12 protein-coding genes are annotated in these 11,703 nt (G+C 67.2%); 7 read left to right on the plus strand and 5 right to left on the minus strand.

Translation table 11 applies throughout. The features are described from left to right. The first annotated feature begins 27 nt into the window (after window positions 1-27). A complete protein-coding gene (locus tag ACFTZB_RS14735) occupies window positions 28-381 on the plus strand; it encodes a helix-turn-helix domain-containing protein (protein WP_378432533.1) in 354 nt (117 codons plus the stop codon). Here the strand turns inward: ACFTZB_RS14735 and ACFTZB_RS14740 are convergent, their stop codons facing one another. The 3 genes from ACFTZB_RS14740 to ACFTZB_RS14750 all read right to left on the minus strand — a co-directional run bounded on the left by ACFTZB_RS14740 (window position 382) and on the right by ACFTZB_RS14750 (window position 2,782). After that, complete coding sequence (locus ACFTZB_RS14740; protein WP_378432534.1) at window positions 382-1,311, minus strand: phosphodiesterase; 930 nt, start codon at window positions 1,309-1,311, stop codon at window positions 382-384. Between the two features lie 134 nt (window positions 1,312-1,445). Further along, window positions 1,446-2,318 (minus strand): slipin family protein, encoded by an 873-nt coding sequence (locus ACFTZB_RS14745; RefSeq protein ID WP_378432535.1) that lies wholly within the window; start codon window positions 2,316-2,318, stop codon window positions 1,446-1,448. Further along, a complete protein-coding gene (locus tag ACFTZB_RS14750; RefSeq protein ID WP_124396322.1) occupies window positions 2,315-2,782 on the minus strand; it encodes an NfeD family protein in 468 nt (155 codons plus the stop codon). Before ACFTZB_RS14750 ends, ACFTZB_RS14745 begins: the two co-directional genes overlap by 4 nt. A 139-nt stretch (window positions 2,783-2,921) precedes the next feature. Here ACFTZB_RS14750 and ACFTZB_RS14755 point away from each other — a divergent pair, with 139 nt between their 5' ends. Continuing rightward, a complete protein-coding gene (locus ACFTZB_RS14755; protein WP_378432537.1) occupies window positions 2,922-3,731 on the plus strand; it encodes a HugZ family protein in 810 nt (269 codons plus the stop codon). A gap of 160 nt (window positions 3,732-3,891) precedes the next feature. Here the strand turns inward: ACFTZB_RS14755 and ACFTZB_RS14760 are convergent, their stop codons facing one another. After that, a complete protein-coding gene (locus ACFTZB_RS14760; RefSeq protein WP_378432538.1) occupies window positions 3,892-4,293 on the minus strand; it encodes a TM2 domain-containing protein in 402 nt (133 codons plus the stop codon). A 330-nt stretch (window positions 4,294-4,623) separates the two neighbouring features. Here ACFTZB_RS14760 and ACFTZB_RS14765 point away from each other — a divergent pair, with 330 nt between their 5' ends. From ACFTZB_RS14765 to ACFTZB_RS14780, 4 genes are all read left to right on the plus strand, one after another. Further along, entirely contained in the window at window positions 4,624-5,160 is a 537-nt protein-coding gene (locus ACFTZB_RS14765; protein ID WP_378432540.1) for a hypothetical protein, read from the plus strand. 29 nt (window positions 5,161-5,189) lie between these two features. After that, window positions 5,190-5,843: a hypothetical protein gene (locus tag ACFTZB_RS14770; protein ID WP_378432542.1), complete on the plus strand. Its 654-nt coding sequence runs from the start codon at window positions 5,190-5,192 to the stop codon at window positions 5,841-5,843. A 215-nt stretch (window positions 5,844-6,058) separates the two neighbouring features. Beyond that, window positions 6,059-7,255, plus strand: a complete 1,197-nt coding sequence (locus ACFTZB_RS14775) for an acyl-CoA dehydrogenase family protein (RefSeq protein ID WP_378432543.1) — start codon at window positions 6,059-6,061, stop codon at window positions 7,253-7,255. A gap of 34 nt (window positions 7,256-7,289) precedes the next feature. Further along, window positions 7,290-8,126 carry a mycofactocin-coupled SDR family oxidoreductase gene (locus ACFTZB_RS14780; protein WP_005252665.1) on the plus strand — a complete coding sequence of 279 codons (837 nt, stop codon included), beginning with the start codon at window positions 7,290-7,292 and terminating at the stop codon, window positions 8,124-8,126. A 34-nt stretch (window positions 8,127-8,160) separates the two neighbouring features. Here the strand turns inward: ACFTZB_RS14780 and ACFTZB_RS14785 are convergent, their stop codons facing one another. Next, window positions 8,161-10,830 (minus strand): LuxR C-terminal-related transcriptional regulator, encoded by a 2,670-nt coding sequence (locus ACFTZB_RS14785; protein WP_378432544.1) that lies wholly within the window; start codon window positions 10,828-10,830, stop codon window positions 8,161-8,163. Window positions 10,831-11,154: 324 nt separating this feature from the next. Between ACFTZB_RS14785 and ACFTZB_RS14790 the strand changes: the two genes are divergently transcribed. Continuing rightward, window positions 11,155-11,550, plus strand: coding sequence for a nuclear transport factor 2 family protein (locus ACFTZB_RS14790; protein WP_378432545.1), 396 nt, complete (start codon window positions 11,155-11,157; stop codon window positions 11,548-11,550). Window positions 11,551-11,703: the final 153 nt, after the last annotated feature.

Below are 11,703 nucleotides of genomic sequence, written 5' to 3' on the forward strand. Positions count from 1 at the left end.
CGGCAGGCCCATGAGATCGTGAACGGCATGAGCATCGACCACATCGTTTCCGCGCTCGGCTCGACGGCCGCGGCCGAGCTTCGGACCGCCCTGGACGGGTCGCCGGTCGTCACCCTCGACGGGATGGTGCTACCCGACTCCGCACGGGACGCCGTCCTCGACCTGCTCACCCTCCTCGCCGACGGTCAGAGCGTGGCGCTCGGTGCGGTGGCCGACCTACTCACCACGTCGCAGGCCGCGGAGATCCTCGGCGTCTCCGATACCTATGTCCGCCGGCTCGCCGATTCCGGCGCGCTGCCCATCGAGATGCGCGGCACCCATCGCCGGTTCCGCCTCTCCGACGTCATGGCCTACCGGGAGCAGTTCCCGCGCAGCAGCTGATCAGACCCGGACGGGCTTGACGGCCTGCTCGCCGGCGTCGGGGATCCGCACGCCCTCGGCCGCGAGCCGCTGCCCGGTCTCCTCGGCGGTGACGTATTCGCCGACGGTGTCGTAGCTGCCGATCGGGACCACCGAGTGCACGACCGTCTCCGGGTACACGTGCACCAGATTGTAGCCCTGGGCGCCGTCGCGTCCGCGCAGCGCCCCGGCCGGGACGTTGAGGTCCTGGGTGTAGCAGGTGGCCGACGCGACGGAGACGGGGATGCCCGCGAACGTCGCCGTCGTCGAGTAGTGCAGATGCCCCGCGAGGATCGACCGGACGTCGCTGCCGCGGAGCACGTCGGCGAGGCGCGGCTGATCGCGCAATTCCACCAGCACCGCCAGGTCGAGGACGCACGGCACCGGCGGATGGTGCAGCGCCAGGATGGTCCCGTGCGGCGCCGGGACCGCGAGCTGCTGTGCCAGCCAGATCAATTGGCTCTCGGAGATCTCCCCGTGGTGGCGCCCGGGAACGGTCGTGTCGAGGGTGATGACGCGCAGCCCGTCGACGTCGTGGACGTGATCGATCGGCTCGTACGACGGTTCCTGCCCGAGCAGTTCAGCCCGGAAGTTGCCGCGGTCGTCGTGGTTGCCCATCGCCCAGATCACCTGCGCACCGAGCGACGCGGCAACCGGTTCGACGATCGCCCGCAGCTTCTCGTAGGCGCCGGGCTGGCCGCGGTCGGTGAGGTCGCCGGTGAACACCAGGGCGTCCGGTCGGGCGTGCGACGCCTCGATCTCGGTGAAGATCTGCCGCAGCGTGGCCTCGCTGTCGACGGCCCCGTACAGCAGGTCGTCGTCGACGAGATGGGTGTCGCTGAGGTGCAGCACGAAGTGCGACGGTCGCGGATACTCGGCCGTCCGTATGTCGGCTGCCTCGGTGCCGCTCATCGGTCTCTCGCTTCCGCTCGCCCCGACGGGCAGGTGCCCGGGTGGACTCCTGCTGGTTGTCCAACCCTAGCCAAGCGCACGGCGGTCACCGCCCGGGGTACGCGCGGTGGCCGGACGGTGAACGGTGGGGCACGTCAGTTTCGTGCGTGGTGCGGGGTGCGCGTCTCCGGGCCGGCGGGCGGGATCATCGCGGCCAGGTTGGCCTGGGCCTCGAACCGGGCGCGCTCGTCGCCGTCGTCCGTGGCTGCCGTATCCTTCGCCGCCGCGAGGAACGGGCGGACCAGGTCGAGGGGCATCGGGAAGACGACGGTCGAGTTGTTCTCGCCGCCCATGGCGCTGAGGGTCTGCAGGTAACGCAGCTGCAGGGTGGTCGGGTTGCGGCTGATGACATCCGCGGCCTCGACCAGTTTCGTGGAGGCCTGGAACTCGGCTTCGGCGTTGATGATCTTGGCGCGGCGCTCGCGTTCCGCCTCGGCCTGCCGGGCGATGGCCCGCTGCATGTTGGCAGGGATCTCGACGTCCTTGATCTCGACGGTGGTGACCTTCACACCCCACGGTTCGGTCTGCTGATCGATGACCTTCTGCAGGTCCTCGTTGAGGCGTTCCCGCTCGCCGAGGAGGGCGTCGAGGTCGGCCTTGCCGAGGATCGATCGCAGGGTCGTCTGGGCGATCTGCAGGGTGGCGGCGAGGAAGTCTTCGACCTCGACGATCGCCCGGTCGGCGTCGACCACCCGGAAGTAGGCGACGGCGGTGACCTTGGCCGGCACGTTGTCGTGGGTGATCACTTCCTGGACGGGGATCTTCAGAGTGACGGTTCGCAGGCTGACCCGTTCCATCCGGTCGATCGCCGGGATCAGCAGCACAAGTCCCGGGCCCTTCAGGTCGACCAACCGGCCGAGCCGGAACACGACGGCCCGCTCGTACTCGCGGAGCACCCGGATCGAGCTGCTCGCCAGAACGGCGAGGAGGGTGATGACGACGCACAGGATGACGATGATGGTGGTCATAGCGGCAGCTCCCAGGGTTCGCGGCGGCGCACGGTGAGGGTGAGTCCGCGGATCTGCTCGACGACGACGGAATCGCCCGCGGTCGGTGTCTCGTCGTCCCCGAACAGGGTTTGCGCCCTCCACAGGCTTCCGGCGGCCTCGACCTGACCCTGCCTGCCTTTCCAGTTGCGGACGGTGGCGTCGGATCCGATGAGGGATTGCATCCCGGTGCGCACGGGCGCATGCCCGGCCGCGAGTGCCTTTCGGCCGCCGACCACGGCGAGGCCCACTCCGACCACCGCGACTCCGGCGGCCGCCGGGATGGCGATCATCTGTGCGGTGTCGCTGGACGTGAACAGCAGCCACACCCCCGCGCCGACGAACAGTGCCCCGAGTCCGCCCAGGACACCCGCGGTCGGTGCGTGTGCCTCGACGACGATCAACAGCACACCCAGCACCAGCGCCAGCACGCCCAACGCGGTCATCTCGCATCACCCACGATCACGCTTCGCGAGGACCCGGTCGCACTCGCATAGCCACTCGGCGATCGAGCCCTCAGTTCAACGGTAAGCGCAGGTCGACGGCAATGCCACCGGCAATTTCCGGCGGGGTACCGTTCAACGAATGACCAACACCGATCATGGAGATCCCGGCGACGCCCCAACCGTGCCGCCGCCGCTGGAGGAGGTCGCCAACCCGGCCCGCCCGTCCGCCGCAGAGGAGGCCCGGACCGTCGCGGCCACGACGAACGTAGGCACCCTCGCCAGCCTGACCAGGGACGGCGACCCGTGGGCGTCGTTCGTCACCTACGGTCTGCTCGACGGCTCCCCCGTCCTGTGCGTGTCGCAGATGGCCGAGCACGGCCGCAACCTCGCGCACGATCCCCGCGCCAGCATCGCGATCGTAGCGCCGAACCCGCCCGCCGATCCGCTGGCCAGCACCCGCATCACCCTCGCCGGGTACGTCTACCGTCCGGAAGGCGACGAACTCGCCGCCGCGCGGGAGGCACACCTGGCGGCCATTCCGGCGGCGCACGTCTACATCGACTTCAGCGACTTCTCGCTCTGGGTGCTGCGCGTCCAGCGCGTGCGGTGGGTCGGCGGCTACGGGCGAATGGACTCGGCGAACGAAGAGTCCTACGCCGCCGCCACAGCAGACCCCGTCACCCCGCACGCCGGCCCGGCGATCGAGCACCTCAACGCCGACCACGCCGACGCCCTCCGCGCGATGGCCCAGGCGCTCGGCGGCTTCCCCGACGCGAAGACGGTCACCTGCGAGGGCGCCGACCGCTACGGACTCGACCTGCGCGTCACCACACCCCGCGGCGTGGCCGTGACCCGGGTCGGATACGCAGACCCGCTCGACTCCGTCGACCAGTTGCGCGCGGCGACAGTCGCTTTGACAGATCAGGCCCGGGCACTGACCGGGCGCTGAGACCCCTGGGGCGACTCCCTGCCCGACCGACCTGCCCGGCTGAGAGCGGCGAGCTTCCTGCTCGCCGCTCTCGTGCATTACCCGGCTGGGTGACCATGTACGCCTCGAGGCAACCTCCGGTCGCACAGCCACTCGCCTCGGCATCCGCCCGGCTTCGCTGCTACCTCAAAGGGAGTCCGTTCTTGTCCTTCGGCTCGCCTGCGAGGAGGACGATGCCGTCGATGACGGGCCAGATCCACGCGACGAAGAGCCACATTCCGAGGGAGACGACGGTGAGCACGATGTTCACAATCAACATCGCGAACCCGAGGCCGGTGTGGCCGGCGTAGAACCGTCCCGCGCCGAAGTACCCGAAGAAGATGCTCAGCAGACCGGCGGCGAGCTTCGTCTTGTGCGAGTACGGCAATCCCGTCACCGGGTGGTACCCGTACGCCGCGGGTTGTTGCAGTCCCGATCCCTGGCCGAAGTTCTGGGCTGGATGCGCGAAGGGCTGCTGCCCGTACGGCTGCACTCCAGACGGCTGTTGCGATTGTTCACCGTAGGGAAGCGGGGGCTGGGTCATCGGCGGTGTCCTTCGGAGATGTATGAGAAGCATGAAACTTGACGACGTACTGAGTCGACCACGCCGATCCGGGAGGCGTCATTATTCCTGCGGCGCTTTGCAATCCACTCAACGCTCACTAGATAACACGGACCCAAGCTCGTCCGGTATCGTTCGCGTGACCGTATCTGCCGTACACAGGCACGCATTCGGATTGATCGCTCCTCGCGGGCGGAATGCGTAGGCAATCGTCATCGCGAAACACGGTGCCAGCGCGTCCTCTTTGCGGCTTACCGGAGTTGCATCGGGCAACCGACAGAACACGTCCGCCGTTGGCTCTACTGTGTTCGCATGAGCAACACGGATGCGGCAGAGAGCGCGTCGCACACGGAGGACGACATTGCTCTGCTCGATGACGACGACTGCTACTGGATCGTGGGATGCGGCAGCAAGCGGTCGGGCCGCAACCAGGTGAAGGACTTCCTGGCGTCCGGCGAGTGGCGGATGGATCCCGATCCTCGGTACGAGCCCAAGGTCGTCGACATGCGGGTGGGCGAACGCATCATCGTGCGAACGCGGAAGAACGTGACTGACGATGTGCCGTTCGATCGCCGCGATAATTCGGTGTCCGTGATGGACTTCTCTCTGCGCGGTGTCATCACCGGCAACCCAGGCGACGGCTGCTCGGTAACCGTGGAGTGGGAGGACACCGCTCCCCTGCCGCGGCGGTACTACTTGTACACCAGCCAGGACACGGTGTGGCCGGTCGCCCGCAACCTTCGACCCGAGTGGGACGACCTCATCGAATTCGCGTTCGACGATCAAGACCAGGACATCGACTACTTTCGCAACCTGCCGTTCTGGGCGCCGCGCTTCGGGGACAGATGACACGCTCGCGGCCCTTGTGGGAACAGGTGATGCGATACAAAATCGCATACTCTCCGGGCGAATGCCGCGAGACCGACGGATGGATGCAGGTCGGGGCGACACACATCGAACGGCACGGGGAACAGCGGCTCGTGTGCGAGCTGTACCAGGGCGTCCTCGTCGTCGAAGGGGGCCGCGTCCAGACGATGCTGTCATTCGGCGACGAGGTCGAACCGCTACCGGATGACATGCATGAGGCATTCACCATTCGCGGGGCACACGCTCAGAGTGCTGCCGACCGATTCGGCGACCTGGTCGATTTCGTTGCGCTCAGCCGCTACTTCGACGGGCCGCGCAGGATCCGAAACATACCGCCTCCTGGTGCCTGGGCGCGGCCGGCCTGGACCGCGTGCGTTGTCGCCGGACGGCCCCTGCTCGAGGTGAGGGCCACACACTTCACGACCGCACCCGGGTCGCGGACTCTGGTTTGCGAGCTCTACCCGGGAATTCTGGTCCTCGAAAAGGACGGGGTCTGTTCCGTGCTGACCTACGGAAGTTCGGTCGAGTTGCTTCCGCCACGCAGTGACGAGCGAATGGCAATGTCCGGTGGCCAGGCCGTTTCCGCCGCCATCGAGTTCGGCAGGCAGATGTCGAGTCAACCAGGGGCGTGGCCGCCACCGCGGTGGGCCCGCAGGCGGACCTGAGAAGCAAGTGACCCGTCGCCCACAGGGCGATTCTCACGCAAGCTTCACGCTCGCCCGCATTACCCGACTGGGTGACCACGTAGTGGACCACGTGGCCACCCGCCTGTGTGCAGCGCGCGGACCGACCATTGTGATTCAGGTCATACCGCGATCGCGACCTCACCGAAAGGTGCGGTGGGCGATGAGCCGAGTTGCATACCAGGAAGGTCATTTCCATGACGCAAACCGTTGATCGATCTGTGTCCGCCCTCGTCGATCGGGAGCCCGTCGACTACCTCGCCCGGGCGAAGGCGGTCGCTCGCGTCGTCGAGCAGGAGGCGGATGCGATCGAGCGTGACGCGACGATCACCAGGCCGGTCTACGAAGCCCTGGCCGAGGCGGAGCTGTTCTGGACCCTCGTTCCGACGGAGTTCGGCGGCGGTGGGTTGGGCATCGTGCAGGCACTCGAGGTGATCGAGGAGATCTCGCGGGCCGACGCGTCGACGGGCTGGGCACTGATGGCCAACTCCTTCAGCACCGGGATCGCCGCCGGGTTCATGAACGACGAGGGCGCCCGCGAGATGTTCGGCGGTCCGGACCGGGGCATCACTGCAGGCATGATCATGCCCACCGGCAAGGCCGTCCGCGTCGAGGGCGGCTACCGCGTCACCGGCCGCTACCAGTTCGCGAGCGGATCCGCGCACGCCACATGGATCGGCGCGGGATTCGTCGTCCACGACGACAACGGGAACCCCATCGTGGACGAGGCCGGTACCCCCGACTGCCGCGTCGGCTTCCTCCCGCGGGCCGACGTCGAATTCCTCGGCAACTGGAACGTGATGGGGCTGGTCGGCACCGGCAGCTACGACTACGCCGTCCACGACCGCTTCATCCCCGACAAGTTCACGATGGAAACGTTCTCGACAACCCCCGTCCGCTCCGAGCCCGTGTACCGCCTGGGACTGCTCGGCATCGGCGTCGGTGGGCACGCTCCCGTGGCGCTCGGGCTGGCGAAGCGGGCGCTCGAGGAGATCGTCCGGATCGTCGCGAACAAGGCGCGTCCCGGTTACGCCACGGTCGTCGGCGAGTCGGAACTGTTCCGCCGCGAATTCAGCAAGTACGAGGCTCTCTACCAGGCGACTCGCCTGTACGTGTACGCCGCCCACGAGGACGCCGAGGCCAGCGCACGCGCCGGTGTGGAGATCACCGACGAGCAGCGCGCGCGGTTGCGTCAGGTCATCACCTGGTCGCAAGAGGTGGCCGGTGAGATCGTCGGCTTCGCGCACCGCTGGGCGGGCAGCCAGTCGATCCGTAACCCCAGCGCGCTCGGACGGTGCGTGCGCGACGCCGCCGTCGCGACGCAGCACATGCTGGTCGATCAGATCACCCTCGTGGACGCCGCCACACCGATCATGCGCGCATACGCCGTCTGAAGACCTCAGTTCATTTACAACGGAAGGACCCCTGATGGGACAGCTTGAAGGCAAGGTCGCGCTGGTAACGGGAGCTGCACGCGGGCAGGGGCGCTCGCATGCCATCCGGCTCGCGGAGGAAGGCGCCGACGTCATCATCGTCGACATCTGCGCCAAGCCCGCAACGACGAAATACCGCGGTGCGACGGAGGACGAACTCCAGGAAACGGCCCGGCACATCGAGAAGTTCGGGCAGCGTGCCCATGTCGCGGTCGCCGACGTGCGGTCGCTGAGTCAGCTCCAGGACGTGGTCGCGGAGGGTGTCGCGAAGCTCGGACGCCTCGACACCGTGGTGGCGAACGCCGGCATCTTCTCCTCCGCTCCGCTGCACGAGCTCACCGAAGAGCAGTGGGACGAAATGGTCGACATCAACCTGTCGGGTGTGTGGAAAACGATGCGGGCGACCGTTCCCCACCTGATCGAGCAGGGCGAGGGCGGGTCGATCGTCCTGATCAGCTCCACCGGCGGTTTGCAGGGCTTCCCGAACTTCGCCCACTACGTGGCCGCGAAGCACGGGGTCACCGGACTCGCCCGGACCGCCGCCAATGAGCTGGGCGCCCATCGGATTCGGTGCAACTCCATTCATCCCACGTCGGTGCTGACGGACATGATCGACAACGAGGACATGTACCGCCTGTTCCGTCCCGATCTGGAGACGCCCACGCACGAGGACTTCCGTGAGGCGTGCGAGACGGCGATGAACGTGCTTCCGACGCCCTGGATCGAGCCGGTGGATGTCAGCAACGCTGTGGTGTGGCTGGCGTCGGATGCGGCCCGCTACGTCACCGGCATCGCGATGCCCGTCGACGCGGGTGCCCTCAACAAGGTCTGACCAGCACATCCCTGCGAGTGCGGGGCACGTGGAACTACCCCGGCGTGCCCCGCCCCGCATGTGCGAACGCTGCGGCGATCTCGTGACGCCTGCTCATGCCCAGCTTTTCCAGGATGTGTTCGACGTGCCCTTCCACCGTGCGCGGCGACAGAACCAGCTTGGCGGCGATCTCCTTGTTGGTCATGCCGGCGGCGACGTGCGCCGCCACCTCCTGCTCCCTCGGGGACAGAACGTCTTCCGGGCGCGTGCCACCAGCGGGAGCCGGATCACCGGACGGTACCGACTCTCCCAGGACGAACCCGATGATCTCGGAGACCGACATCGCGGCGCCGCTGGTGTGGCACTTCTCGAACTGATCGTCTCCCAGCGACTTTCGCGCCTGCTTCTCGAAACGTGCGCGTTGCTCGACCCAGTGGCTCGAGCCATACAGCTGCATACCGAACGACTCCCACATCGCGGAGGCGGCGCCGAGGAGCACGGCCGACCGTTCCGCCGACCCCGCCTCGGCTTCGGCCCATCCCAGAAGGTCGGTGACCAGGGTGGTTCCGACGACGTCGTCGAAGTCACGCCGCAGGCGCAGGCTTTCGGAGCCGAGCCGGAGCGCGTCCTCGAAATCCTCGTTCATCAATGCCACCAGCCCGAGCCCGTAGACGGCGTAGGAACGCAGCCACGACTCCCCGACCGCGATGGCACGCTCGTTCACCGTCTGGAAGAGTTCCGTGGCACGAGTTGTCTCGTCAGTGAAGCAGTACAGCATCCCCAGGTGGACGCGCAGCGTGTGGGCGAGATCCTCACGGTCCGGGATCTCCTCGTACATCTCCAGTGCCGCCGTGAGCCGACGCTCCGCCTCGTCGAAATCGCCGGCGAAGAAGGCCTTCAGTCCCATGACGTCCGCCGTGAACGCGCCGGTGATGGCGTCATCCGCGGTCAGGTTGACGGCGCTGGCCTCGGTCAGCGCCGAATCGGCGGACTCGCGGTCACCCTGCAGGGTCTGGACGAGGCCGAGATTGACGAGCATCCGGCCCCTGGTGGCCGTCGGCGCCGTCTCCCGTTCGAGGATGCGGTTCAGCCACATCCGGTGCTCGCGCACCGAGAACCCGCACGACCAGAGGAACCAGGCGCGCGAGACCATGTCCGCGGCCATCCGCACTTCGTCGTCGTCGGACGAATCCAGCAGTGCCGCGTGCAGCGCCGACCGGATATTGGCATGGTTGCGGCGCAGCTTCTCGCTTCCGTCGCGTTGATCGGCGCTGAACCAGTTGTCGGCCGTCGTGGTCACCAGCCGCGCACACCAGCGCAGGTGCCGCAGTGTCAGGGTGTCCATCTCCGAGGCGGTCAGCTTGCTGTTCCCGTATTCGCGGATCGACTCGAGCATCCGGAACCGCACGTGGGTGCCGCCTTCTTCGCGGTGCAGGATCGATTTGCCGACCAGCGCCGAGATGCCGTCGAGCACGGTGTCCGCCGGGACGTCGTCGTCGCTGCACACCTCTTCAGCCATGCCGAGGTCGAATCCGCCCGCGAACACCGAGGCGCGCGACCAGAGGAGTTGTTGTTCGCGAGTGCAGAGTTCGTAGCTCCAGTCCATCGTCGCCTGGAGGCTGCGATGCCGCTGCGGTCCGGTGCGGTTGCCGGTGGTGAGGAGATTGAGCCGGTGATCGAGCCGATCCGCCAGTTCATACACCGACAGCACCGGCAATCGCGCGCAGGCTAATTCGATGGCGAGAGGGAGGCCGTCAAGGCGGTCGCAGACGCGCATCACCGCGTCGCGGTTGTCCTCGGTCAGCTCGAATTTCGACAGCACGGCGGCGGCCCGGTTCACGAACAGCTCCACTGCGCTTCCCGTCCCGCGAGTCGGCGAGGTCGACGCCGTTCCGTTGACCGTGGGCAGCGGGGCGAGTGGGAAGACGAATTCGTCCGGTACCGAAAGTATCTCGCGGCTGGTAGTGATGATGCGCAGTTCCGTCGTGGAGCGCAGCAGCACCGACACCAGTTGCGCGCATTCGTCCAGGACGTGCTCGCAGTTGTCGAGGATCAGGAGCATCCGCCGCGTCCGGAGATACTCGATGATGGTGTTCTCCGTCGGGCTGGCATGCATGTCGCGGTTGGCGAGGGCGAGACCATCCACGACGGTCTGGGTCAGGAGCTCGGGGCTGCGCAGCGCGGCGAGTTCGATCACGCGCACACCGTCCGGAAACGCGCGGCGGTACTCGCCGGCGGCATGGATCGCGAAGCGTGTCTTGCCCATTCCGCCCGGGCCGGTGATCGTCACGAGCCGGTGGTCACCGAGCAGTTTTCGCAGTTCGAGCAGTTCGGTGCGCCGGCCCACGAAGCTCGATCCGTAGACCGGGACCGACGGAGCAGCGGGCACCGTGTCGGCGGGGCCGTCGAGGGGTTCGCCGGTCGACCGTTCCGCACGGATGCTCGTGACCCTGCGGGCCAGCGTGGTCCTCGACTTGGCCCATTGGATCCGGCGCGCGATCTCGGCGATCGCGATGCTGGGGTCGTCGGCGATCAGCTCCCGGATGGCCGAATCGACGGGGTCGGCGACGGAGCCGCGTCGGCTTCGGTGGTCGGTGGGAGGTTCGTCGAGAGTCAGCGCGCGGCGCACCGTGTTGCGCGACATTCCGAGCTGCACCGCGATGTGCTTGATGGGAGATCCTTGCCGGTGGAGTCGGCGAATCTCATCCCACTCGTCAGCGTTCACAAGGTCCCTTCTGGACTCGTAACCGGTCGGTCGACCTCCCGGTAATTGAGATCTGGATCACCTTGGTCGCTGTCCGCACCTCCTGTCAACTTTCGGGGGTCAAGATGTGTCACCGCAACCGTGCGCCGTACGCACTCACACCCGGACTCGGGCCGAGAAAGTGGCATTTACCTGCACGGATTCTGGGCACCGGGTTCGGTCTCGCGTGACCGTAGCGAACCACGTAGCTGGACGGTTCCGCCGCGCTCCCCGCACGGGCAGGGTGATGCACACCACAGAGACGACTCGTGGTGCCGACATATCCGAAGCGACGATGGAGTCCGCATGACCAACAGCAATGCCGCCGCCCTGAAGGCAGCTTTCGCCGCCGCCGACGAGGGGAACCCGGTTCCGCTCGTGGAGCTGTACTCGGACGAGATGACGTGGGCCGGTTTCACGCTCGAGGGAACCCTGCGCCTCTACACGAAGGGCGAGTTCCTCGAGGCCTTCGGCGTCCTGGCGAAGCTCGACGAGTCCCGCAACGAGGTCGTCTCAGTCGACGTCGTCGGAGACGATCTGGTGACCGCCAACGTCCGGGCGTACCGCCGCCTCGGCGAACTCGAACTCGACACCACGATCGTGATGACGCACCGCTTCGAGGACGGCAAGGTCACCCGCGGCACCGACATGTGCTCGGCGACGTTCGAGGAGTTCTGGGCCAAGACAGGACTGTCGGTCTAGCTGCTTGCCGGCCGCCGCGGCAGCGCGGCGGCTGGAAGCTCGGCCCGCCGGCCCACTAAGAGCGTGTCTCATGTGGATGAAGTGACGTGTGGGACATAATGTGACGCGTGGTAGATGAGTTGTCACTGAGGCTGGTTCCGGATGCGTTGTGGG

It is taken from the genome of Rhodococcus sp. NPDC057014, assembly GCF_042673295.1.
Taxonomy (GTDB): Bacteria; Actinomycetota; Actinomycetes; order Mycobacteriales; family Mycobacteriaceae; genus Rhodococcus_F.